We start from the raw sequence: 24,820 nt of genomic DNA, 5'->3' as shown, positions 1-24,820 counted from the left end.
TGAAAAGGAGGGGGAGACTCGTGGGAAAAGCAACAGGTTTTATGGAGTATGTACGCGAAGAAGAGAAAAAACGTGATCCGCTTTCCCGCCTTGATGATTGGAAGGAATATTCATTCCCGTTTTCAAATGAAACACTTGCCAGACAAGGTGCCCGCTGCATGGACTGCGGGACTCCTTTCTGTCATATGGGAATGGAGATCAACGGCTTAACATCAGGTTGTCCGATTCATAATTTAATCCCTGAATGGAATGATCTTGTTTATAGAGGTAGATGGAAGGAAGCGCTGGACCGTCTTTTAAAAACAAATAATTTTCCTGAATTTACCGGAAGGGTTTGCCCTGCACCGTGTGAAGGATCTTGTACGGTTGCGATTTCAGATCCTGCTGTTGCCATTAAAGGCATCGAGCGCGCAATAATCGATAAGGGCTTTGACGAAGGATGGGTTCAGCCGAGAATTCCTGAAAAGCGCACAGGTAAAAAAGTCGCTATTGTTGGGTCAGGTCCTGCCGGTCTGGCATGTGCGGATCAATTGAACCAAGCGGGACATTCCGTTACGGTTTATGAGCGGGCTGATCGAATCGGCGGGTTATTAATGTACGGTATTCCGAATATGAAGCTTGAGAAGGAAATTGTTGAAAGAAGAGTGCGTCTTTTAGAAGAAGAAGGAATTACGTTTATAACTAATACGGAAGTAGGCAAAGACATCACCGCTGATGAGCTTCGCTCCCAATATGATGCTGTTGTTTTATGCACAGGAGCGCAAAAGCAGCGTGATCTTGTGATTGAAGGAAGAGAATTAAACGGCGTGCACTTTGCGATGGATTATTTAACAGAAACGACGAAAAGCCTGCTCAATTCTAATTTTGCAGACAAAAAGTTTATTGATGCAAAAGATAAGCATGTCATCGTCATTGGCGGCGGTGATACAGGTGCTGACTGTGTAGCGACAGCATTGCGGCAAAAGTGTAAAAGCGTTGTGCAATTTGGTAAACATCCAGCCTTGCCGAAGGAGCGGGCAGAAGGCAATCCATGGCCTCAAGCTCCGCTGGTTTTTACGTTAGATTATGCATATGAGGAAGCCAAAAGCAAATTCGGACAGGATCCTCGTCAATTTTGCATTCAAACAAAGAAAATTGTCGGCGATGAAAATGGCAATGTAAAAGAATTGCATACGATTCAAATGGAAAAATCATTTGATGAAAACGGCAATGCGGTGTTTAAAGAAATACCCGGCACAGAAAAAGTATGGCCGTGCGATTTAGTCTTTATCGCAATCGGCTTTGAAGGGCCGGAACAGCCTGTTCTGAAGCAATTTGGCGTTGAAACGGTAAACCGGAAAGTGAACGCTCCGTACGGCAAATTTACAACAAATGTAGAAGGCGTATTTGCCGCAGGTGACGCAAGAAGAGGACAGAGCTTGATTGTCTGGGCGATTCATGAAGGAAGAGGTGCCGCAAGGGAAGTGGATCGTTTCTTAATGGGAGCGACGAATTTACCTTAAAATTATATTTTGAAATCCCGGGGCTGTCTAGAAAGTCCAATCGCCATTGAAAATAAAAATCATAAACACCGATATATCAACGTTTCTAACACATTAATGGGGGCGTCAATAAGCCGTAAAAACGACTTATTAGACACCCCCTTTCCTTTATTTTTAAAGCATTTGCATAGCAGGCTGCAAGAAATGCCAGCTTCATTCAGCTCTGTCCGCCCATTCAAAAGAACAAGGGAGCCTCTTTTATTTATGTATGGTACAATGATATTGGGTGATGTGTATGAGCCGCGTTATTTTGCATATTGATATGAATAGTTTTTACGCATCTGTTGAGGCTGCCTTTGATCCGTCGTTAAAAGGGCTGCCGCTTGCGATAGCTGGCAACCCGGAGGAGAGGAAAGGAATTGTTGTGACTTGCAGCTATGAAGCTAGAGCGTTTGGGGTAAAGACGACCATGCCAGTATGGGAGGCAAAGAAGCTTTGCCCGAATTTAATTGTCAAAAAGCCCCGTTTTGATCGTTATCGAAAAGCATCGAAAGCAATGTTTGCGATTTTATCTTCATACACACCGATTGTAGAGCCGGTTTCTATAGACGAAGGATATATGGATGTCACAGACGTCGCAAGACATCCGCTCGATCTGGCAAAAGAAATTCAACAGCGGCTTCTTGATGAGCTGGAGCTGCCGTCCAGCATCGGAATTGCCCCGAATAAATTTTTGGCTAAAACAGCTTCTGATATGAAAAAGCCTTTAGGCATAACGGTTTTAAGGAAGAGGGATATTAAAGAGAAATTGTGGCCTCTTGATGTAGAAGAGATGCATGGCGTAGGGGCGAAAACAGCTGAAAAATTAAAGAAGATCGGAATTCGGACAATCGGTGACCTTGCAAGAGGAAACGACGTTCAACTAGAAAAAATAATTGGCATTAATGGATTAAGGTTAAAAGAAAAAGCAAACGGCATTGACCATCGCCCGGTTGATCCATCGTCCGTTTATGATTTTAAAAGCGTCGGAAATCAGATGACGCTGCCCGAAGATGCAACAAATGAAGAAGAGTTAAAGAATGCCCTGAAAAGTTTGGCGAAATCGGTAAGTCTCCGATTGAAGAAAAAAGAGGCGGTAGCGACAAAAGTTGCAGTGATGCTTCGCTATAAAGACCGGACGACTGTAACAAAAAGTATGAAATTAGAAAACCCAACCGATGATGAAAGAACGATTTTCCAGCATGCTTTGATTGTTTTTCAAAAGCTGTGGAAAAACGAGCCTGTGCGCCTGCTCGGCATAACAGGGCAGGATGTGATGCACAAAAAAAATGCTTTTAAACAGCTTGATCTATTTACTTTTGAAGAAGAAGCGAAAAATGAACCGCTCCATCAGGCGATAGAAAAATTGTCTGAAAAATATGGAGAAGGAATTATCAAAAAAGGACTGAGCATGCATAAAGAGATTGATTCTTTCGGCTCGAGCTTCGGGAAAGATTTTTTCTTTAAATAAGTTTTTTAAGCCTGTACTTTGTATATGGCTTTGACTTGAAAACAATCTATTAATTATGGTATTTTCAGTTCTGTAGAATAGTTATTCGAAATAGAAAGGGACGTATTCATATGTCAAAACAGCAAATAGGTGTTATCGGATTAGCAGTAATGGGAAAAAATTTAGCATTGAATATTGAAAGCAGAGGCTACAGTGTTTCTGTCTACAACCGTTCTTCAGAAAAAACAGACGAAATGCTAAAAGAAGCAGCAGGAAAAAAAATCGTCGGAACGTATAGTATAGAGGAATTTGTCAATTCTCTTGAAAAGCCTCGAAAAATTTTACTGATGGTTAAAGCGGGTGCTGCGACTGATGCAACTATTGAACAGCTTCTTCCATATCTCGATGAAGGAGATATTTTAATTGACGGCGGAAATACATATTATAAAGATACTCAACGCCGCAGCAAACAGCTCGCTGAACGCGGCATCCATTTCATTGGCACAGGGGTTTCCGGCGGAGAAGAAGGAGCTTTAAAAGGCCCTTCCATCATGCCGGGAGGACAAAAAGAGGCTCATGAGCTGGTGCGTCCAATTTTTGAAGCGATCGCCGCTAAGGTGAATGGTGAGCCGTGCACCACCTACATTGGTCCAGACGGAGCAGGACATTACGTAAAAATGGTGCATAACGGCATTGAATACGGAGATATGCAATTAATTTCCGAAGCTTACTTCATTTTAAAACATGTTCTTGGGTTAAATGCTCAAGAGCTTCATGAAGTGTTTGCTGAATGGAATAAAGGAGAGCTCGACAGTTATTTAATTGAAATTACAGCAGATATTTTCACAAAAATCGATGAAGAAACAGGAAAACCGCTTGTCGATGTCATTCTTGACACCGCCGGGCAAAAAGGAACAGGAAAATGGACAAGCCAAGACGCGCTTGATTTAGGAATCCCTCTTCCGATCATTACTGAATCGGTATTTGCCCGTTTTATTTCCGCCATGAAGGAAGAGCGTGTTAAAGCAAGCAAACTGTTGAGCGGACCGAATGTACGGCCTTATGAAGGAAGCAAGGAAGAACTCATTGAAGCCGTTCGAAAAGCGCTGTACATGAGCAAAATTTGTTCTTATGCTCAAGGGTTTGCGCAAATGAAAGCAGCAAGCGAAGAGTATAATTGGAATTTAAAATACGGCGATATTGCCATGATCTTCCGCGGCGGCTGCATCATCCGCGCAGCGTTTTTGCAAAAAATCAAAGACGCTTACGATCGCGACCCTGATCTTCCAAACCTACTGTTGGACCCTTATTTTAAAGAAATTGTTGAAAGCTATCAAGGAGCTTTACGACAAGTTATTGCGATTGCCATCGAAAGAGGAATTCCAGTGCCGTGCTTCTCTGCCGCTCTTGCTTATTATGACAGCTACCGCACTGAAACATTGCCGGCAAACTTAATTCAAGCACAGCGCGATTATTTCGGCGCTCATACGTATCAGCGCGTTGACAAAGAAGGCATCTTCCATACAGATTGGCTGAATAAATAACGATAAAAAGCATCGGTTTTAACCGATGCTTTTTCATTTCGCCTGATTTTCCTTTCTCGTGAGCACCGTTCTGCTATTTTTCATTTTGAAAAAGGAAAATACAAAATTTTTCTTGATAAAAATTTCAACATAAATTACTATAAATTCAAATAAAGGTTATATATTCCATTAAGATATAAAACTAGACTTATAATTCATTTGCTAAAAAGCGAGATGAGTGATAAAAAATGATCCAATGGATAAAGGATAATAAATTTTCCAGCTATGTATTGTTTTTTATTGCTTTTACATTGTCGTTCATTTCGATCATTCTGTCCATCTATATATCGATGGGCTCAGAGGCGGAAAATATTCCAATCGTGCTGAAAAAAGAAGGGGCGCCGGCTTATGCAATTTTCGGAATTGTCCTCGTGTTTATTATATTATCAGTCATAATGCAATTATTTGTAGGAGCTTCCATTACTCATTTTTTCGTAAAATTTCTATTTAGAATTCCTTTACAATTTTCTTTATTTTATAGAGTTTATCTTATTTTCACTTCTTTTTTAGCGCTATCGATTATTTGGCAATTGTTTATGTTCCGAGATACTTCGAATATTTTTTTCATTGTAGCCAATCCGTTTTTACTCTCAGGTCTTTTTGCTCTTTTTATTCTATTGAAAAGAATGGCGAATTTAAGCTGGAAAAAGCCGCTCCTTTTCACCATTTTTTCTTTATTCGTCTATTTGGCTTTTACATTTTTAGGAGGTTACGTATTTGATGAAGAATACATTATGTGACGTGATCTTTTCTAATATGGCATCAGGATGAAGTTATGCAGTTTATTATAAAGGGTGCCCTAAAAGCGGCTTTTAAAATTTAGTGCTCTTAAAATATCACATGATTCATCCTTATTCACGAGAAAACCGATCTAAACTTGTGTAAGCGAGTATGATAAGACATGTATTTAAAATTATGCTATTTATTAACGAATAAAATCATCAAAGTATTTATAAACAGGCTTTTTTATTTAAGCGATGGAATTGGATTGAAGTCTAATATTTTTAATCCGATCCTTCAAATACTGAAAAGATATGCTGTTTTTGTATGTTTGGCTGCTTATATATTCTGGTTTGTACTTGCGGTCTTATTCCAAATCTTGTTTCACCATATTTCCTTGCCCATAAAAACATTGAATTTATTGATTATCTTATATATTTTGCAGCTGTGTATAATTCAGGCTGGAAGCGGTGTTAGCGATGAAATTCGCAATTTTGCAATTGAAAGCAGATTTTCAGCAGACATAAAGAAGAAATTGATCATCACTAATGAATTTTTAGGCTTCTTTTTAATATGGCTGTTTCTTTTGCTCATGTCATTGCCTTTTTTTATCGTACAGACATATTACAACTCCTATGCAGGCTTTGTTTTTCTTCTGCAAATCTTTTCATTTTTGTTCTTCTATGGGTTTGTGCTGGCATTTATAAAATTTTTATTATTTGTGTTCAAGCGAAGCTACCCCTTTGGAAGCAATCGGTTCATTATTTCTTTCATTTATTTGCTTCTCTGTTTATTCATCAATGGAAAAAAAGAAGATCTTGAATTTTTTGTTGGTTCTGCCGTTCGTTATTTTATTCACGGAGATTTTGCGGATTTTGTAATAAAATTTGTCCCTACCGAAGTCAATTTATATGAGTTGAGAATACATGGATGGCTGTTTTGGCTGGGCATTGTTTTAATAGGAATTTGCTTGTTTTTCTTTCATAAAGCCTGCGATTATTTATTCATTGAAAAGCAAGTAATACGATCTTTTTCTAAATACCATTTGCCTAAAAAGAAGTCATTATATATTTTTTTCAATTATATAAGATCAAATGGGATCATCAACAGCCATTTTTTCGTGACGTATACATTAACTGTTCTGCTGTTTCTATTTGCCGAATCTCTTCCTATAAGGGTGAATGATATATCTCTTTTTACAGTTTTTCTATTTATTTCTCTATTCATGAATCATAATCATTCGAATATCATTTTGCTTTGTAAAAGACATAAACTTTCGATCATTCAAACGTCTGTTATGTTTTCGTATATTTTATGGGTTCAATACTTCATTGTGGTGATTTTACTAATTTCTGCGAAGTTGATATCAGCTGATCTGGCAGCATTATCCTTTATTTTATTAGGATTTGCCTTTATATTTTCCAGTCTAATCATTTATTGTACGTTTATTTATCAATTTGAAAAATATTTTATTGACGAAAAAGCGTTTGAAAAATTAGGCGGGATTTTAATCGTTCTCTTTTTTGCCTTCGTTGCTTCTATAAAATCCTTGCTGCGTCTAATAGGTTTAAACAATTTATTTTTTGGAGAAATGCTAAGTCTCATTTGTGTTTGTACAATTTTATTTTTAATTTTTCATAAAATCGATCGAATAAGAGTCTTCTTTTATGAGCGATTTCATTGATTTTTGAATTATGGCGTGCTTGGAATTTACCTAAACAATTTGCTTCTACGAAAATCTATTTGATGAACGCACCATTTTTGTCGCATTATTCACTATGCTAATTTTTGCTGCTTTTTCAACAGGATCGGTCATGGACAGCTTATCAACATTTCGCTTCATTTTATATAAGCTAAGAAGACAGCGGTCGCGTTGGCTTGCAGTCAGCTTCAATTAAGAATCAACAATGGGATTATTTTGTCTTCTCTTTAAATATAGAGGGGAATGTTAAAAATTAACATAAAGTAGGGTTGAAAAAGATGATTCAAGTTGCGGATTTAAAAAAGTCGTATCGGGCGAAAATGGAAATATTAAAAGGAGTTCAATTTACATTAGAACCAAATAATATCTATTGTCTATTAGGGAGGAATGGTGCGGGAAAAACGACATTGATGAAAATTTTGTCCGGCATTCTAGCTTATGATTCCGGCACGATTATAGTAAAAGATAACAAAAAGCTTAATGAGCTTGTTCATTATGTTTCAGAGAAGCCAAATTTTCTAGATTTTTTATCTGGCTTTGACAACTTAGATTTTATTCAAAAAATCTATCATTTGAATATGTCGAAAGATGAATTGGAAAGGTTTTGTGAAGAACAAGGAATTCAGTCGTTTATCCACGAACTGGTCATCAATTATTCGCATGGAATGAAGCACCAGTTGGCTTTAGCCGTTGCTTTTTTAATAAAACCGAAGGTATTGCTGTTGGATGAGCCGCTAGTATCTTTAGACCCGATTAACATTGCTGAAACTTATAAGAAGCTCGTTTCTTATGCCAGAAGGGGAAATATTGTTCTTCTTTCCACGCATATGATCCCGATCGCCCATAAATTGGCCGATGAAATATTATTGCTGAAAAACGGGAAAATTCATCAAGTTGCCAATCAATACAGCGAAAGCGAACTGGAACATTATGTGTTAAATCAAATATAAAAATATTTTTGCTAGATGCTTCAGCCATTTCAAAATCGATGCCGTTAATTATGCTGTCGGGCATAAAACATCAATTATTGTCAAGACCGAAAAAATCACCGATTTATCATTCTCCAGAAAGATCTCATTGATCCTTTTATTGGGAGCCTCTTTTCCCGTAATCGACAGCTTCAAAAGGGCTGAACGTTGCAGCCCTAATTGTTTTGGGGAGAATTCACCAGTATGCTGTAAAATCTCCATATAATTATAAAGAAAAGGATATATCCAAAAAAAGAATAGAAATGATTCCAATTAGAAGAATGGATAAACACGCCCGCTCGTTCAGCGGCTTGTTCAAAAATGCAGGCTAAAATACCAATCAAGCAAAATAGGATTGGGCGAACAAAAGGACGGATTTTATGCATGACGATTAAAAATGAGACGGTGATAATAGGTAGAATGACGAGCGTAAACAAGATGTTAATAGAGAAGATTTTCGGGAACAATCGTTTTGGAAAGGCGTAAAATCTGCATTCAACAAAAATCAAATCTAAGTATGTTCCAAGTAAAGAGGCAAAAAGTGTTGCAGCAAGTAAAGCAATGTTATTCCTTTCTAAGAAAAATTGCTTTTTTCGCCATGATGGTAAGTTCAATTTTTTCGATTGTTTTACAATAATCTTCATAAATATCCCCGCCTGAAAATGTTTCTTCTTTTAAATAGTGGATGACCTTCCAATCATGGAACCAATCTCCACTGTCCGCGACTTCGTGTTTGATATTTCCCCAAGCGAATTTTAATTGAGGGCTGTAAATGCGCGGCTCTCCATTTTTCAACTCGCACTTTTTTGTCCTTCGTTTATAGATTGTGCCTGGCAATGATTCTTTCACATGATGAAAGAGGTGCCCCCAGTAATCTGCTCTCGAACCTGTATGCTTATTTTTTTTGGCCCAACGCAGCACTCCTTGTAAAACGTTCTCTTGGTGAAAAAGCAAAGAATATAAACGTTTTCCTAACATAATTCGTTCATGAAGCGATGCAAAATGCTGCAGCGTCGCTCCGATTAAAGCAGGCTTTGTTTCATTTTCAACATACGGAAAGATGATGTGATTAAATCGCAAAAAATCATAAAGCTTGAAACCAATTGTGTTTAATACGGTCTTTTGAAAATGATGATTTTGAATAACATGTTTTTCTAAATAGTTTTGTTCATTGATGACCGTTGCGATTGCCAGTAAATAATAGTTTCTGTTTTCCCAATAGTGATTCCAGATTGTTTCCATAAATGTTGATACGTTTAAATAGGGGAGGAGGTAAAATAAGTTTCGTTTCATGCGTAAGCTGTGGTGATAAAGTAAAAATTGCGGGAATACATCTTGAAAGATTAACCAATTTCCACGTTCTAAAAATAAAAAGTAGTTTTTTTGCTCCTTTTCTGATATTAGCCTTGTTAACAAGTCTCCTTTTAAATCGGTCATATGCCATCCTCCATTCCGGGAAACCATATGTCCTAAGAGCGCCCAATGGATGTCTGGATGCCTGATATAAAAATTTAAATATGCAGCTGTTCTAGTTACGTTGTTAGTGTTGAGTGTATTTGTCACGTTCACAATGGAATCAATGATGTTTTGTTCCCATGTTTGTAAAGGAGGCATAGGCTGATTTACGTTATATTTCATTTTTTCGACGAGATCTTCCTTAATTTTCAAAAGCTGTTGATCAATCAATTTATTGTTGTTCAACCATGGAAAGACCATCCTATTCCTCCCTCATCGAATAGCTTCCATAAAAGCTGAATATGTATAGGAATAAGCTAAAACTTACTACATGAAGTGGTGGTGAATAGGATGCAACAACGAATTGAAGCTGAAATCAATCGATTGGCGGAATTCATCCTAAAGAGGCAAAATTTTGACGGAGCTTGGGATTTCCCATTTGAAACGGGTATTGCCACAGATTGTTATATGATTATCTTATTACGAACATTGGAAATTCATGATGAACAATTCATTCAATCACTCGTTGAAAGGATATTAAGTAAACAGGAGAAAAACGGAGCATGGAAGCTGTTTTACGATGAAGAGAAGGGAAATCTATCCACAACAGTTGAAGCATGCTATGCTTTACTTTATTCGGGATTCATCGATCAAAACAATACAAACATGCGACTAGCTAGGAAGTTTATCATAAACCATGGTGGCATTGGAAAAGTAAATATGTTTACGAAAGTCATGCTTGCTTTAACGGACCAAATCAAATGGCCTAAATCCTTTCATCTGCCGATCGAATTCATTTTATTTCCAACTACTTTTCCTGTAAATTTTTTTGACTTTTCCGTTTATGCAAGAGCCAATTTAACACCGATATTGATTGCTGCTGATCGCAAGTTTAGTATAAAGACAAAGCATACTCCTGACTTATCAGACTTATATGTTCATAGAAATGAAGACCTTTGGGACTTTGACTCTTCTGAATGGCGTTCTTTTTTTTCGTTTATATATGACGGCATGAAACAATTAGTAGGTACTCCTTTTGAGCTTCATCGATTGGCATTACATCGAGCAGAACAATATATGTTAAATCGAATTGAACAAGATGGTACCTTTTATAGCTACTTTAGTTCAACATTTTTAATGATTTTTGCTCTGATGGCTCTAGGATATTCGAAAAAGCATCCAGTTATTGTTCGGGCTGTTCAAGGGCTAAAGTCAATGAAGACAACAATAGATGGGCACACTCATATTCAATACACGACGGCAACTGTTTGGAATACGGCATTATTAAGCTATTCATTACAAGAAGCTGGTGTGCCATCTGCGTCAGCTGCTATTCAAAGAGCAAATCAATATTTGCTTTCTCGCCAGCACTATCTATATGGTGATTGGGCTGTTCATAATCCGTATCAAATACCGGGGGGATGGGGATTTTCAAATATTAATACGATGAATCCGGATATTGATGATACAACAGCGGCTTTACGCGCGTTGCGAAAAGAAGCATTAAATAATCGCTCCTTTTGGGATCGAGGAATGAAATGGCTCCTGTCTATGCAAAACGATGATGGGGGCTGGGGATCGTTCGAAAAAAATGTCAATAAGTCATTGCTATCTTGGCTTCCGATAGAAGGCGGGGAAAAAATGCTTCTTGACCCATCAACTCCTGATTTAACGGGAAGAACGTTGGAGTTTTTAGGGAATTTTACACGATCAAGCTACAATCAAACGTTTATAAAGCAAGGGGTAAAGTGGCTTTTAAAAAATCAACGAAGCGATGGTTCTTGGTATGGACGATGGGGAATTTGTTATATTTATGGATCATGGTGTGCATTAACAGGCTTAATCGCAGTAAAGGTGAGAAGAGATCACCCTGCCGTACGAAAGGCTGTGAAATGGTTATACTCCATTCAAAATGACGATGGGGGCTGGGGAGAGTCTTGTAAAAGTGATATGCAGAAAAAATTTATCCCTTTACCAGCTAGTACGAGAGTGCATACCGCATGGGCATTAGACGCTTTGGTAGCGGCAGAAGAAACGGTTACACCACAAATGAATCAAGCAGTGAACTATTTATTAAATTCAAAAGATGAAAATTCATGGACAATCACATACCCAAAAGGTCAAGGCTTACCTGGCGGATTTTACATTCATTATCCAAGCTATGAATATATTTTTCCTTTGCTGGCATTGGCTCATTATGTAAAGAAATGGTGATTAGAGGATGGAAATTTGTACGCAAAAAGCTGCGGCCGTAACATTTTTGATAATTAATTTTTAACCTTTCTACCGAAAAATAGTAGAACGATGTTTCAATGGAAAGCTATCCTCATTTAAAGTGAAATTCGCGAGACTCCTAAAAAAGCGATCAGTGTAAGACAAAAGCTATGAATTATTTCCCTATGAGGAGTCATACATGAGAAATTTATGAAAAATAAAAAGGAAATCGCACTAGTTTATAATAATATTAATAGATATAAGGCTTGTAGATTATCAAAATATTTAATCGGATTAACTGTAAACGATTACAATTTATTTGAGCTAAAGGTGAAATATATGTCAAACAAAAGATGGACATTAACTTTTTTATTCTTAATTATTTTGTTTCTATATGTTTTTATTCAATTTATATGGACGTCAAAGCAGATGGAAGAGACAGTGGAAGCTCTTGACAAAAGGGTTTCCCTACATGAAGAACCTCCGCATTTTATTCTTATTGCTCAAGAATTCGATAATCCATACTGGCGGAAAGTAGAAAAAGGTGCTCAGGATGCTGCAAAAAAGTTTCAAGTAGAAGTTGAATATGTCGCTCCGTTACGAACAAGTATTGAAGAACAGATTAAGCTATTAGAAAAAGCAATTGCTTCTAAAGTAGATGGAATCATTGTTCAAAGTTTGGATGAAGAAACATTTACTCCAATCATTAATAAAGCAATATCCAAAAATATTCCAATTATCACAATTGATACAGATGCTAAAGCGAGCCGTCGTCTTTCCTATGTAGGGACAGACAATTTTGCAGCTGGTCAATTGCTTGGGAAAACCGTGGTAGATATGACAACAGGGCAGCATAAAATTGGGGTTATTATTGGGAGTGAATCATCTGACAATCAACTGGAGCGGCTAGATGGTTTTTTGTCAGTTATTAAACAACATCCAAGGTTAGAAGTAGTGGAAGTCCAAGCATCCAATATTTCAAGAATACAAGCGTCCATTCAAGCTGATATTATGTTAAGAAAATATCCCGATATTTCAGTGATGGTTGGGACAAGTGCTTTAGATGCAATTGGTATGACAGTGGCTGTGAAAAATTTGCAACGATCCGATATTCAAATTTTTGGATTTGATGACGTCGAAGAAACATTATTGGCAATAAAAAAAGGAGAGATTACAGCAACCATCATTCAAAAACCATATGAAATGGGTTTTATTGCTGTTCAATTAATGTCCAAGCATTTGCAAGGACAACCTATTCCAAACGTATATTTTACTTCAAGCAAAAAAGTAGATGCATCAAACGTACAAATGGAGGTAACACCGTGAATATACGGACAAAATTGTTTATCTTTATTCCATTGCTCGTCATTTTACTCAATACTATAGCATTTTTTATTTTTGATAGTGGAAAAAAAGTTCAAAAGAGCTATGACTTCATGGTCCATCGTATTTACTTATACAAACAAATTTCCAATGAAACTCAAGAAAATCTTCGCTATTTAAGCAGCTATCTCATATATCAAGATAAAGAAAATCTTAACTTGCTAATTAAACATAAAGCTAATTTAGAAGCTCTGCAAAGTAATTTAAGCAACAATTCGGCCAGTAATGCTTTAGTAGTTGATAATTACAAAAATATGATCAATACTTTTCTCCAACTGGAAGAAGCTATTTTAACAAACTTAAAAGAAAAAAAATTTCTGGATCAAGCTGATCAATTCAAAGAAATAGAAAGAGTTGCTTCTTTCATTCGGGAGGATAGTCAACAACTAGTAGACATGGAATTGAGTGAATACCAGCCTGTGTATAATAGTATGTTGGCAATTAACGAAAATATGAATAAATGGGGAGGAAGTTTGTTTATTGTAACCACAGCATTAAGTATCGTATTTGCTATCTGGCTGTCTCGAAGTATCGTCATTCCCATTCAGCAGCTTGTTCAAACAGCTAAACAAGTCGCTGCGGGAGACTTAAATACGAACGTGCCGATATACCAGCCAAATGATGAGGTTGGGGTACTAGGAAAAGTGTTTAATCAGATGATTGAAAATTTACGAAAATTAATCTCTAAAAATATGGAAATACTAGAAAAAGAAAAATTAATGAGAGAATTAGAGTTAAAAGCACTTCAAAGTCAAATTAACCCGCACTTTTTATTTAACACATTAAATGTGATCTCAAAGCTTGCATATATTGAAGGAGCTGAAAAAACGAGTGAACTAACCATTTCTACTTCCAATTTATTACGATATAATTTGCGAAAATTAAACGAACCTGTCATGCTGCGTGAAGAAATTGAAAATGCAAAAGAGTATTTTGCCATACAAAAAGCACGATTTCGTGACCGTATTTCATTTCGAATGGAGATTGATAATCATTGTTTAGACCAATCAATACCAGCTCTTACGATTCAGCCTTTGCTTGAAAATGCTTTTGTCCACGGGATCGAATCAATGGAATCAGGAGCCGTTATTGAGTTAAGCGTCAAAGAAAAAGAAGGAAGAGTGTTGGTGAAAATTTCGGATAATGGTGTAGGGATGGATGAAAAGATTGTGAAAACAATACTCGAGTCACCATCTTTTTCAATTAAAAAATCAACAGGACATTCAACAGGATTAGGAATGGAAAATGTATTTCGACGTTTGCGATTATTTTACCAAGTACATGATATCGTGGATATTAAAAGCAAGCAAGGTCACGGCACCACGATTTTGTTGTCATTACCAAGAGTAAGGGGGGAAAAGATGCATGTATAAACTTCTCATTGCAGATGATGAACCTCTAGAGCGTGAAGGGTTAGAATTGATGATTCAAAAATGTTTGCCCAATCAATTTCAAATTTTTCATGCTGAAAATGGCCGATTGGCGATACAACAGATGGAAAAGCATCAGCCGGAAATTATATTTATGGATTTAAAAATGCCTGGTATTCAAGGACTGGAGGCGATTGAAGAAATAAAAAAACAAAATCCTAAGATTAAAATCATTATATTAACTGCATTTGATTATTTTTCCTATGCAAAAGAAGCCATTGAACTCGGTGTGAATGATTATATTTTAAAACCAGCTAAAAAAGAGAAAATTGTCTCTGTGTTGAAAAAATGTATATCAGAATTAGAAGAAGAATTGCTAAATCGTGAGAAGGAACTGAAAATGAAAGAAAAGCTGGGACACCTTTTTTCAATTAGTGAATCCGAATGTGCCCTAATGATTATGATGGATGCAGTATCAGAAACAGACGTGGATGAATTGCTTTCTCTGTTAAAAATCCCTCACCGAACTAGTGTAGCCTTTGTCATTGAATTTTCCGATATAAAGATGGAAGAGAAACAAGATTTATACCAAATTGTCAAAAGGTATATGAAAAATAAACAAGAGTGTATATGCAGTCCTTTAATCGATCATCGTATGACGATATTTTCTTTTCCTTCCGATCAGGATATGACGAGAAATCAATGGATTACTCTTTCCATGAAATGGTTGAAGGAAATCGAAAAACGAACAAACAAAAAAATTAAAATAGGAATTGGTACTTTGCAAAAGGATATTCAAGGCTTTAAAAAGTCGTATCAAGAAGCTCTTCTGGCTGTAACATCTCAACCGTATTTTGGACGGGTAAAACATATTTCAGAAGTAGAGGCTGCACACGATTCAGACAAGAAAGAAAAGAATCGAGCTTTACTAAATTCAGAGAATACGAAGGGACTAGATATAGCACTTCAATTTATTTCTGATCATTTTCACGAAGATATTACATTAGAGGAAGTCGCTCAATTGATGAATTTTCATCCACACTATTTTAGTAAACGATTTAAACAGGAAACGGGCCAAACGTTCTCTGATTTTTTAACACATATGCGTATTGAAAAAGCGAAAGAACTGATGAAACAATACCATCTTAACGTAAAAGAAATCTCTTATTATGTTGGTTATAACGATCCTAACTATTTTAGCCGAGTTTTTAAAAAAGTTACAAAAATGACGCCAAAAGAGTATCGAAACCAACTGCAGAAAAATAAATGATAAATTCGATCACTTCTCCTATACGTGCAGGAGGGGTGATCTTTTTTTAGCACTTTTTTGACAAATATTAAAAGAATCCTATTTTGGTAGTCAGTAAAATTTTTACAGGTGAAAAATGTCTCTTTATAAGTCGAAAAAGTGAAGGAAATAAGAAAGAAATCGTTTTCATATGCGTGATAGGCTTAAAAATGAAAGCGTAAACATTACGAGGGGGGTTTCAAATGAAGAAATGGTGGAAAACTTTATCGATGGCAGCTGCATCACTTGTTTTAGCTTCTGCTTTAACAGGATGCGGCGTTGTTTCATCGGGAGGCGAGGACAAAAGCAGTCAAGCAAAAGAAGATGGCGACAAAATTGTGGTTGGTTTCTCAATGGATACGTTAAAGGAGGAGCGCTGGCAGCGCGATAAAGACCTGTTTGAAGCAAAGGTAAAAGAATTAGGAGCAGAAGTAAAAACGCTTGCGGCTAATGGCGATGATGCCGCTCAATTGAATCAAGCAGAACAATTAATTTCCGAAGGGGTAGATGTGTTAGTTGTTGTACCACATAATGCAGAAGCTACAGCAGCTATTGTTGACAAAGCGCATAAAGAAGGAATTAAGGTTATTTCGTATGACCGCCTGATTAAAAATGCAGATGTAGACTACTATGTATCTTTTGACAATGTTCGAGTTGGGGAAATGCAGGCGAAAGAGATTGTTAAGCAAGCACCGACTGGAAACTATGTATACATCGGTGGTGCCGATACAGATAATAATGCTCACCTATTCCGTGAAGGAGCTATGAATGTGTTAAAACCGCTTGAAGAAAAAGGGGATATTAAGATTGTTTATGATCAGTTCTCAAAGGACTGGAAGCCTGAAGAAGCATTGAAAAATATGGAAAACGCTTTAACAGCAAATAAAAATAATATTCAAGCAGTTATAGCAGCAAATGATGGCACAGCTGGCGGCGCCATTCAAGCATTAGCGGCTCAAGGACTGGCAGGGAAAATCCCTGTGTCTGGTCAAGATGCAGAGCTGGCTGCGCTGCAACGCATCGTGGAAGGAACGCAAACAATGACGGTTTATAAACCAATTCATGCTATTGCCACGAAAGCGGCTGAAATAGCTGTAGCTGTTGCAAAAGGAGAAAAAATCGAAACAGATCAAAAAATACCGAACGGTAAAATCGATGTTCCATCTGTCCTTCTCGATCCTATTGCTGTAACGAAAGAAAATGTTCTAGATACTGTCATTAAAGATGGATTTCACAAATTAGAAGATGTCTATCAAAATGTTCCAAAAGATCAATGGCCAAAACAGAATTAAATGTTATAAAGGCTGACTCTTACAAAAGAGTCAGACCTTTCTCATTCTATCATGCTGCGAATGGGAGGGAAGATGGTTGTATTCGTTAGAGATGGATCAAATAACAAAAGAGTTTCCCGGAGTGAAAGCATTAGACCGTGTAACATTTAAAGTGAAAAAAGGTGAAATTCATGCGCTCTGTGGTGAAAATGGAGCGGGTAAATCGACGTTAATGAAAGTATTAAGTGGATTATATCCAACTGGAACATATTCAGGAGAGATTCGTATAAACGGAACCCCTGTACATTTCCGCAATATTAAAGATGCAGAAAAGGCAGGGATTGCAATTATTCACCAAGAACTTGCACTCGTTAAAGATTTGACAGTTGGAGAGAACATTTTTCTAGGAGCAGAACCGAAAAAATATGGCGTCATCCAATGGGATCAATTGTTTTATGAGTCATCCGAATGGTTAAATGCAGTAGGTTTAAATGTGGCTCCTCAAACGAAAATCTATTCACTTGGCATCGGGCAGCAACAACTTGTGGAAATTGCCAAAGCTTTGTCTAAAAATACGAAGATATTGATTTTAGATGAACCGACAGCTGCTTTAACAGAGAGTGAAGTCGAAATATTAATGGGAATTTTAGAGGAATTAAGAAAAAAAGGGGTAACATGTATTTACATTTCTCACAAAATGCCTGAAGTTTTTCGTTTAGCTGATTCCATAACCGTCTTACGTGATGGAAAATCCATTGCAACTCTATCCAAAGATGAAACAAGTGAAGATGAAATTATTTCTTTAATGGTCGGCAGAGAATTAACGGAACGATATCCGCAAGCTGAACGAACTCCAAAAGAAACGATTCTTGAAGTGAAAAACTATTCTGTCTGGCATCCAGATATGCCAAAAATGAAGGTAAATGATAATATTTCCTTTTCACTTAGAAAAGGAGAGATCCTTGGAATAGCTGGATTAATGGGGTCTGGTAGATCAGAGCTTGCCACAAGTCTTTTTGGAGCATATGAGGGAAAACGGGAAGGCGAGGTATGGATAGAAGGTAAAAAGGTTCACATTCGCAACGTTCAAGATGCTATTAATGAAGGGATAGCATTAGTGACAGAGGATCGAAAACGCTTTGGTCTTGTTTTAAGTATGGATGTGAAAACAAATACCACTCTTGCCAGTTTGAAAAAAATTAGCAAATGGGGCGTTATGAACCATAATGAAGAAATGAAATCAAGCCAACAGTTTGTCCAGAAGTTAAAAACTAAAACGGCATCTCTTGAAACGAAAGTTGGAGCATTATCGGGAGGGAATCAGCAAAAAGTCGTTATTGCCAAATGGTTGATGTCTAAGCCGAAAATTTTAATTTTAGATGAACCTACACGGGGAATTGATGTAGGGGCAAAATATGAGATTTATCAATTAATGAATCAGCTGGTTAATGAAGGAGTCGCAATCATTATGATCTCATCAGAGCTGCCTGAAATACTTGGTATGAGCGATCGAATTCTGGTCATGAACGAAGGCAGATTTGTGAAAGAGCTGACGAAAGAAGAAGCCACACAAGAAAAAATTATGTCAGCAGCAACGGGAGGAGGGAAATAAATGGAATTAAAAGTGACGGCTCAACAAAAGACAAATGTCAAAAAAAAGTCGTTGAAAGATATAATCGGAAAAATTGACGTACGGGCTTATACGATGATTGGTGCCATAGTTGCGATTTGGCTGTTCTTTGGAATTTTGAACGATACATTCTTAACAGCGCGTAACCTTTCAAATTTATTCACTCAAATGTCTGTTACTTCTATTTTAGCGATTGGAATGGTCCTCGTTATTGTTGCCGGACACATTGACTTATCTGTCGGATCCATTGTAGGTCTTACAGGAGGTATTGCTGCCATATTTAGTAACTGGATGGGAATGCCAACGATTGTTGTCATTGTTGTCACGTTAGTTGCTGGTGCAATTGTTGGCCTACTTCAGGGTTGGCTAGTTGCCTATCAGGCAATTCCTGCATTTATTGTCACTTTAGGCGGTATGATGGCATTTCGCGGCATTTTAATGGGAATAACGAAATCAACAACCATTCCTATTTTTGATGCGAATTTTATTGCCCTTGGAAGTGCCTATTTTACAAATATGTTTGGGATTGTGTTGGCCATACTAGCAGTAGTCATTTTGGTTATTTTAACAATAAGAAAACGAAAAACTCGCTTAAATTATGGATTTGAAGTAATGCCTCTTTCATTGGAAATCATGAAAATACTTTTTCTTAGCTCACTCATTGTTTTATTCGTCATCACGATGAACAGCTATAAAGGAATTCCGTTTCCCATTATATTTGTTATCGGTTTGGCAGTCATTTTTTCATTTATTGCGAATAACACAACATTTGGCCGTCATATTTATGCAATTGGCGGAAATTCAGAAGCTGCGCGTTTATCAGGAATTAATATTAAAAGTCGCACGATGATGCTGTTTGTATTTAGCGGATTGTTATCAGCCGTTGCAGCAATTGTGTTAACAGCTCGTCTTTCTTCTGCTACCATTTCGGCTGGCCAGATGTATGAATTAGATGCTATCGCTGCATGTGTCATTGGCGGAACCTCTTTAATGGGCGGATCTGGAACGATTATTGGTGCGATTATAGGGGCCATGGTCATGACATCGCTCGATAATGGAATGTCCCTTATGGGGTTGGACACCTATTGGCAGTACATTGTGAAAGGAAGTATTCTTGTACTAGCAGTCTGGATAGATATTGCAAGCCGTAAAAAAAATAAGTAGTTAAAAATCTGCGACAAAAGGGCTGAACTTTGGATATCATTCATAGTTTCAGCCCTATTTGTGTTGGTAAAAAATGTACCAGTATGCTGTAAAATTTCCATATAATTATGAAGACTATATCAAACTATGCAAAGCTTGGAATAAACCTCGTTTCATTTCCTATCCTTGTGGTCATTTAGGCATCGTGTTTCAACGAAGGAAAATCACTAAGGACGGAATGTGATTTATTAAATGTAAAATCACATAAATAAAAAAGCCTATTGGTAATTCCAGAAGCAATTAAGAAGTTCGATAACTAAACTTACCTTTTAAATAAGCCTAATTTTTTTGCTGCTTTTTTCTTCCATTTTTTTAAATGTTGTTGACATGGTTTTTGACCGTTCGGATGGAAATGAACATTTCATCTGCAATTTCACGTATTATCTATGAACTCTAATATTTTTCATTCGGTTGGCGTTAGTTGTGATTGGATTTTTCCCATCTTATATTGATTTTCTATCTTTTTAACTTGCAAAATTCTTTGGTCAAGTCCAAATTATTGTGTAAATTCCCCCCTATGAACTTTACTTTCTATAATTTGGATGGGGATGTTTAATAAGTCGTTTTTCGGCTTATAGACGCTCTTTTAATGTTTTAGAAATGTTGATAGATTGATATTTTTCAATGAGGATTTGACTTTTTAGACAGCCTCTATTGGATATATTTTTTAACTATCACTTTTTTGATTAATTCTTTCACAAACCGTTTCGTTTATATCTAAATTCGGTAAAAAATAAATTAAGATAGAAATGAAGAATATTTATGAAAGGAGTGAAAAAATGAAGCAATACCATATCATTGTTTCAGGACGTGTGCAAGGAGTGGGGTTTCGATATTTTACGCAATCAAAAGCGGTCGAGCACCAAATTTCCGGTTGGGTTCGAAACAAGATGGACGGAACGGTTGAAATCGTTGCAGAAGGAGAGGAGCAAAATTTACAGAACTTTCTTGCCTCTATTCAAAAAGGTAGTCCTTTTTCAAAAGTTGAAAATATACAATTAACGGAACATGATGAAGTGGAAGGCTTTCAAAAGTTTGATATTCGTTATTAATTATTAAAGCATTAATATGATAAAACACCCCTATTTGTACAAGGGGTGTTTTAATAAGGCAACACTTTTAAATTGAAAAATGTCATTAGATCGGCCACCAATGGAAGCCGTCTTTGGCAAGAAGTTCATCCGCTTCTTTAGGACCCATCGAGCCTGCCTCATAGTTAGGGAAGGCCGCTTTTTTACGGGACCATGCATTTGAAATCGGATCAACATATGCCCATGATAAGGCGACTTCATCCCAGTGGGTAAAATTCGTGGCATCGCCTTGCATGCAATCATATAGCAATCTTTCATATGCCTCCGGAGTGTTCATACCGTCGATGCCGTTATTGTTGTAAGAAAGCTTAATTGGTGTAGCCTCTGAGCTTACTCCCGCTTTTTTGGCATTGAGATGAAGCGTAATCCCTTCATCAGGCTGGATATGGATGACAAGCAAGTTTGGAACGCGGTCGCTTTCCTTTTTAAAGTATAGGTTCATTGGAATATCTTTAAATTCGACAACAATTTTTGTTGATTTTTCTTTCATCCGCTTTCCTGTGCGAATGTAAAAAGGAACGCCTGCCCAACGGTAATTGTCAATCAAAATCTTTCCGGCCACAAACGTTTCTGTATTGGAATCGGGATCTACATTTGCTTCTTCTCGGTAGCCGATAACCTCTTTTCCATTAATTATTCCCTTTGTATATTGGCCTTTTACAAAATAGCTGTCGACTTCATTTTCCTGAATTGGCCGTAAAGCACGAAGCACTTTAATTTTTTCGGAACGAATTTCGTCAGTCGTTAATTTAATTGGCGGTTCCATCGCAAGCAAGGCCACCATCTGCAGCATATGGTTTTGCACCATATCTCTGAGCGCACCGGATGTTTCATAATAGTTGCCCCGGTCTTCCACGCCGAGTGATTCGCTTGAAGTAATTTGAATATTGGAAATAAAACGGTTATTCCATAAATGTTCAAAAAGCGCATTGGCAAATCGAATGACTTCAATATTTTGCACCATTTCTTTTCCTAAATAGTGGTCGATTCGGTAAATTTGCTCTTCATCGAATGCGGCGCGGATTTCATCGTTTAATTTTTGGGCGGAAGCTAGGTCATGGCCGAACGGCTTTTCAATGACAAGTCTTGTCCATCCGTTTGTATCTTTTAAACCGTGCTCTTTTAAATTGTTAGCGATGATTCCGAAAAATTCAGGCGCCATCGCCAAGTAAAAGACTCGGTTCCCTTCCGTTTGATATTTTTCATCCAAGTCGGAAAGTAAGCTTTTTAAGCTGTGATACGAAGACTGGTTCGATACATCAAACGGATGATAATAAAAATGCGAAGTAAAGGATGTTAGATCGCTGTTGACGGAAACTGCATTTTCAACGGAATCTTTAACATTTTCCCTGAACGTTTCGTTCGTCCATGGTCTTCTTGCCACGCCAACGACCGCGAATTCTTCGCTGATCTTACCGCTTTGATATAAACGGTAAATGGATGGGAATAATTTCCTTTTCGCTAAATCTCCTGTTGCTCCGAATATAATGATGATTGCTTTTGGTAACTGGATTGTATTCACTGAACGTACCTCACTTTATCGTTTTGCTATAAATTTTGCTAAAAATATGTACCCGTTCAAATATTTAATTTTAAAGGTAAACGTACTGTAACGCAAATAATATTTGCTGATTTTTCTGCTAAATATTGAATGAATGTATTATAATAACAGATAAAAAGACATTTGGAGGAGCGAACGTTGAATCTTTATTTTTTAGGAACAGGTGCTGGTCTGCCGGCCAAACATCGAAATGTGTCTTCCATTGCGCTTGAATTGCTTGAAGAACGCGGTTCTATTTGGCTGTTTGATTGCGGCGAGGCGACACAGCACCGGATTTTATATACGAACATCAAACCGGCAAAAATTGAAAAAATTTTTATTACGCATTTGCATGGTGATCATATATACGGACTTCCCGGTTTGTTAGGAACAAGATCCTTTCATGGCGCCGAGAGCCCGCTCGTAATTTACGGTCCTCCCGGCATTAAAGAATTTGTGGAACAAACTTTGAAGTTAAGCTTTACTCATCTTAAATATCCGCTTATTACAAAAGAAATATTTGACGATGAAACCGTTTTTGAGGATGATCAATTCATCGTTAAGGTAAAGAAATTGGAGCACGGTATCCCTTCATTCGGTTATCGGATTATAGAGAAGGATCTGCCCGGAACACTTTTAGCGGATCGATTAAAAGAAATTGGAGTAAAACCTGGACCTATATACAAAAAATTAAAAAATGGCGAAACAGTCCAACTTGCTGATGGAAGAGTTTTGAATGGAAAAGATTTTTTAGGTCCTGTCAAAAAAGGACGGATTGTTTCGATTTTGGGTGATACAAGATATTGCAAGCAAAGCGTCGAATTATCAAAGGATGCGGATGTTTTAGTGCATGAGGCGACATTTGCAAAGGATGAAGAGCTTTTGGCCTACAATTATTTTCATTCGACAACAGTTCAAGCAGCGCAAATTGCTTTAGAGGCAAACGCAAAAACGTTATGGCTGACGCATATTAGCTCGCGATATCAAGGCGAAGAGGATTGTCAAATGCTTCTTGCTGAAGCAAGGGCTGTATTTCCAGAAGCAAGCCTTGCCCATGATTTTTTATGTGTCCCAATTCCTAAAAAGTAGAAAATGGTATGGGGATGCCAAAAATGAAACTTTCGCCGCCTTTTTTACATAGAATAAAAGAATCGTCTACAGGCATATTTAGTCCTATAATCGGGCAAAAAAATCGTCGACATGATTCTTGCAGAATCTCTGAACTTTCAAAATTTTTTCGGTTGCGGCAATGAAAGAATTATATGTTGATTCAACACTCACTGTATGCTTTGGAAAATGCAATATGCAAACAAAAGCTGCCTCAAAAGGCTTTTTTGAGACAGCTTCTTCTTTTATACGCGCCATCCGCGTTCATATTGTGTCGGCGATTCAATTTTTGCGTTTAGTTCATTAGCTGCATGGTAAGGCCAATATGGATTTCTCAATAATTCGCGGGCGACAAAAATAAGATCCGCCCGGTTGTTTTTTAAAATCTCTTCCGCCTGCAAAGGTGAAGTAATTAAGCCGACTGCCCCTGTCTTGATGTTTGCTTCCTGTCTGATTTTTTCGCTAAATGGCACTTGGTACCCGGGATAAACATCTATATTTGCCGGGACAAGCCCTCCTGAGCTGACATCAATCAAATCGACACCATCCTCTTTCAGCCATTTAGCAATTTGTACGTAATCATTTATCGTCGATCCGCCTTCAACATAGTCACTGGCGGAAACACGAACAAACAACGGGCCTTCCCACACTTTCCTTACGGCTTGGATAACCTCTTTTAAAAACCGGTAGCGGTTCTCTAAGCTTCCTCCGTACTCATCATTGCGCTTGTTTGATAGCGGAGATAAAAATTCGTTAATGAGATAACCGTGGGCTGCATGGATTTCGATGATATCAAAGCCTGCGTCCTTAGCTCGTTTTGCTCCTAATTGAAATTTTTCAACCGTTTCTATTATTTGTTCTTTTGTCAGTTCTTTCGGTGTACGGCTGTTTTGATCAAAAGGAATTGAAGATGGGGCGAATATGTCTCCGCTCACATTTGACTTTCTTCCTGCATGAGCAAGCTGGATGCCTGTTTTCGCTCCGTATGATTTGATTTGCTGCACAAGTTCAGCCAATTTTATAATATGGTCATCTTCCCATATACCGAGGTCCAATTCAGAAATTCTGCCTTCCGGCGAAACAGCTGTTGCTTCAAGAATGATGAGGCCCACCTGTCCCACCGCTCTTGAAATGTAATGTGTGAAATGAAAATCTTCAAGAAATCCTTTTTTATTTGCGGCTGAGTACATGCACATCGGCGACATGACAATTCGATTTTTCAATGTGACATCTTTAATCGTAAATGGAGAAAATAATAATCGGTCTTTCATCTTTTATTCGCCTCCCTAAATATTTCCTTTAAAATTTTAGCAATTATGATTATT

At 37.4% G+C, this 24,820-nt stretch carries 20 protein-coding genes; 15 read left to right on the top strand and 5 right to left on the bottom strand.

Translation table 11 applies throughout. From position 1 onward, the window contains the following. Positions 1-20: 20 nt before the first annotated feature. From NSR00_RS06965 to NSR00_RS06940, 6 genes are all read left to right on the top strand, one after another. Positions 21-1,502 (top strand): glutamate synthase subunit beta, encoded by a 1,482-nt coding sequence (locus NSR00_RS06965; RefSeq protein ID WP_063388146.1) that lies wholly within the window; start codon positions 21-23, stop codon positions 1,500-1,502. A gap of 268 nt (positions 1,503-1,770) precedes the next feature. After that, complete coding sequence (locus tag NSR00_RS06960; RefSeq protein ID WP_063388178.1) at positions 1,771-2,991, top strand: DNA polymerase IV; 1,221 nt, start codon at positions 1,771-1,773, stop codon at positions 2,989-2,991. A 110-nt stretch (positions 2,992-3,101) separates the two neighbouring features. Then, on the top strand, positions 3,102-4,514 hold the full coding sequence (gene gndA, locus NSR00_RS06955) for an NADP-dependent phosphogluconate dehydrogenase (RefSeq protein ID WP_063388147.1): 1,413 nt from the start codon (positions 3,102-3,104) through the stop codon (positions 4,512-4,514). A gap of 227 nt (positions 4,515-4,741) precedes the next feature. Continuing rightward, the gene (locus tag NSR00_RS06950) at positions 4,742-5,293 is read left to right on the top strand and encodes a hypothetical protein (protein ID WP_063388148.1); all 552 of its coding nucleotides are present in this window, start codon (positions 4,742-4,744) and stop codon (positions 5,291-5,293) included. Positions 5,294-5,454: 161 nt separating this feature from the next. Continuing rightward, positions 5,455-6,957 carry a hypothetical protein gene (locus tag NSR00_RS06945; protein WP_063388149.1) on the top strand — a complete coding sequence of 501 codons (1,503 nt, stop codon included), beginning with the start codon at positions 5,455-5,457 and terminating at the stop codon, positions 6,955-6,957. Positions 6,958-7,253: 296 nt separating this feature from the next. Next, the gene (locus tag NSR00_RS06940; protein WP_063388150.1) at positions 7,254-7,925 is read left to right on the top strand and encodes an ABC transporter ATP-binding protein; all 672 of its coding nucleotides are present in this window, start codon (positions 7,254-7,256) and stop codon (positions 7,923-7,925) included. A gap of 194 nt (positions 7,926-8,119) precedes the next feature. Here the strand turns inward: NSR00_RS06940 and NSR00_RS06935 are convergent, their stop codons facing one another. Further along, positions 8,120-8,587 (bottom strand): CBO0543 family protein, encoded by a 468-nt coding sequence (locus NSR00_RS06935; RefSeq protein ID WP_327019718.1) that lies wholly within the window; start codon positions 8,585-8,587, stop codon positions 8,120-8,122. Further along, positions 8,508-9,659 (bottom strand): DUF2515 family protein, encoded by a 1,152-nt coding sequence (locus tag NSR00_RS06930; RefSeq protein ID WP_063388151.1) that lies wholly within the window; start codon positions 9,657-9,659, stop codon positions 8,508-8,510. The genes NSR00_RS06935 and NSR00_RS06930 overlap by 80 nt, the downstream gene beginning before the upstream one ends. A 90-nt stretch (positions 9,660-9,749) precedes the next feature. Here NSR00_RS06930 and shc point away from each other — a divergent pair, with 90 nt between their 5' ends. From shc to NSR00_RS06895, 7 genes are all read left to right on the top strand, one after another. Next, positions 9,750-11,612, top strand: coding sequence for a squalene--hopene cyclase (shc, locus tag NSR00_RS06925; protein ID WP_340787781.1), 1,863 nt, complete (start codon positions 9,750-9,752; stop codon positions 11,610-11,612). A gap of 210 nt (positions 11,613-11,822) precedes the next feature. After that, positions 11,823-12,938, top strand: a complete 1,116-nt coding sequence (locus tag NSR00_RS06920; protein ID WP_340787778.1) for a sugar-binding protein — start codon at positions 11,823-11,825, stop codon at positions 12,936-12,938. Next, the gene (locus NSR00_RS06915) at positions 12,935-14,368 is read left to right on the top strand and encodes a sensor histidine kinase (RefSeq protein ID WP_340787775.1); all 1,434 of its coding nucleotides are present in this window, start codon (positions 12,935-12,937) and stop codon (positions 14,366-14,368) included. The genes NSR00_RS06920 and NSR00_RS06915 overlap by 4 nt, the downstream gene beginning before the upstream one ends. Next, positions 14,361-15,635: a response regulator gene (locus NSR00_RS06910; protein WP_066247636.1), complete on the top strand. Its 1,275-nt coding sequence runs from the start codon at positions 14,361-14,363 to the stop codon at positions 15,633-15,635. Before NSR00_RS06915 ends, NSR00_RS06910 begins: the two co-directional genes overlap by 8 nt. Positions 15,636-15,856: 221 nt before the next feature. Further along, on the top strand, positions 15,857-16,945 hold the full coding sequence (xylF, locus tag NSR00_RS06905; RefSeq protein WP_063388155.1) for a D-xylose ABC transporter substrate-binding protein: 1,089 nt from the start codon (positions 15,857-15,859) through the stop codon (positions 16,943-16,945). A gap of 91 nt (positions 16,946-17,036) precedes the next feature. Continuing rightward, complete coding sequence (locus NSR00_RS06900) at positions 17,037-18,536, top strand: xylose ABC transporter ATP-binding protein (protein WP_130157813.1); 1,500 nt, start codon at positions 17,037-17,039, stop codon at positions 18,534-18,536. Beyond that, a complete protein-coding gene (locus tag NSR00_RS06895) occupies positions 18,537-19,718 on the top strand; it encodes a sugar ABC transporter permease (RefSeq protein ID WP_063388156.1) in 1,182 nt (393 codons plus the stop codon). 351 nt (positions 19,719-20,069) lie between these two features. On the opposite strand, the gene NSR00_RS18055 is transcribed toward NSR00_RS06895, so the two are convergent. Continuing rightward, positions 20,070-20,138 carry a LuxR C-terminal-related transcriptional regulator gene (locus NSR00_RS18055; RefSeq protein WP_412674568.1) on the bottom strand — a complete coding sequence of 23 codons (69 nt, stop codon included), beginning with the start codon at positions 20,136-20,138 and terminating at the stop codon, positions 20,070-20,072. A 398-nt stretch (positions 20,139-20,536) separates the two neighbouring features. Between NSR00_RS18055 and NSR00_RS06890 the strand changes: the two genes are divergently transcribed. Next, positions 20,537-20,809 (top strand): acylphosphatase, encoded by a 273-nt coding sequence (locus NSR00_RS06890; protein ID WP_094246179.1) that lies wholly within the window; start codon positions 20,537-20,539, stop codon positions 20,807-20,809. A gap of 85 nt (positions 20,810-20,894) precedes the next feature. On the opposite strand, the gene zwf is transcribed toward NSR00_RS06890, so the two are convergent. Then, positions 20,895-22,370 (bottom strand): glucose-6-phosphate dehydrogenase, encoded by a 1,476-nt coding sequence (gene zwf / locus NSR00_RS06885; protein WP_340787773.1) that lies wholly within the window; start codon positions 22,368-22,370, stop codon positions 20,895-20,897. Between the two features lie 177 nt (positions 22,371-22,547). Here zwf and rnz point away from each other — a divergent pair, with 177 nt between their 5' ends. After that, entirely contained in the window at positions 22,548-23,477 is a 930-nt protein-coding gene (gene rnz / locus NSR00_RS06880; RefSeq protein WP_130157788.1) for a ribonuclease Z, read from the top strand. A 263-nt stretch (positions 23,478-23,740) separates the two neighbouring features. On the opposite strand, the gene namA is transcribed toward rnz, so the two are convergent. Continuing rightward, a complete protein-coding gene (gene namA / locus NSR00_RS06875; protein WP_340787770.1) occupies positions 23,741-24,766 on the bottom strand; it encodes an NADPH dehydrogenase NamA in 1,026 nt (341 codons plus the stop codon). Positions 24,767-24,820: the final 54 nt, after the last annotated feature.

This window comes from Aeribacillus sp. FSL K6-8394, from assembly GCF_038008865.1.
Classification (GTDB): domain Bacteria; phylum Bacillota; class Bacilli; order Bacillales; family Aeribacillaceae; genus Aeribacillus; species Aeribacillus composti.
Note: the sequence above shows the minus strand (reverse complement) of the source record. Positions and strands in the feature narration are given on the sequence as shown.

Bases quoted from the DNA above. Each gene is read 5' to 3' on its own strand.
- NSR00_RS06930 (WP_063388151.1), bottom strand. From the start codon at position 9,659: ATGGTCTTTCCATGGTTGAACAACAATAAATTGATTGATCAACAGCTT.
- NSR00_RS06940 (WP_063388150.1), top strand. From the start codon at position 7,254: ATGATTCAAGTTGCGGATTTAAAAAAGTCGTATCGGGCGAAAATGGAA.
- NSR00_RS06935 (WP_327019718.1), bottom strand. From the start codon at position 8,587: ATGAAGATTATTGTAAAACAATCGAAAAAATTGAACTTACCATCATGG.
- shc (WP_340787781.1), top strand. From the start codon at position 9,750: ATGCAACAACGAATTGAAGCTGAAATCAATCGATTGGCGGAATTCATC.
- gndA (WP_063388147.1), top strand. From the start codon at position 3,102: ATGTCAAAACAGCAAATAGGTGTTATCGGATTAGCAGTAATGGGAAAA.
- NSR00_RS06910 (WP_066247636.1), top strand. From the start codon at position 14,361: ATGTATAAACTTCTCATTGCAGATGATGAACCTCTAGAGCGTGAAGGG.
- NSR00_RS06895 (WP_063388156.1), top strand. From the start codon at position 18,537: ATGGAATTAAAAGTGACGGCTCAACAAAAGACAAATGTCAAAAAAAAG.
- NSR00_RS06945 (WP_063388149.1), top strand. From the start codon at position 5,455: ATGTATTTAAAATTATGCTATTTATTAACGAATAAAATCATCAAAGTA.
- xylF (WP_063388155.1), top strand. From the start codon at position 15,857: ATGAAGAAATGGTGGAAAACTTTATCGATGGCAGCTGCATCACTTGTT.
- NSR00_RS06890 (WP_094246179.1), top strand. From the start codon at position 20,537: ATGAAGCAATACCATATCATTGTTTCAGGACGTGTGCAAGGAGTGGGG.
- NSR00_RS06900 (WP_130157813.1), top strand. From the start codon at position 17,037: ATGGATCAAATAACAAAAGAGTTTCCCGGAGTGAAAGCATTAGACCGT.
- NSR00_RS06920 (WP_340787778.1), top strand. From the start codon at position 11,823: ATGAAAAATAAAAAGGAAATCGCACTAGTTTATAATAATATTAATAGA.
- NSR00_RS06960 (WP_063388178.1), top strand. From the start codon at position 1,771: ATGTGTATGAGCCGCGTTATTTTGCATATTGATATGAATAGTTTTTAC.
- NSR00_RS06950 (WP_063388148.1), top strand. From the start codon at position 4,742: ATGATCCAATGGATAAAGGATAATAAATTTTCCAGCTATGTATTGTTT.
- namA (WP_340787770.1), bottom strand. From the start codon at position 24,766: ATGAAAGACCGATTATTATTTTCTCCATTTACGATTAAAGATGTCACA.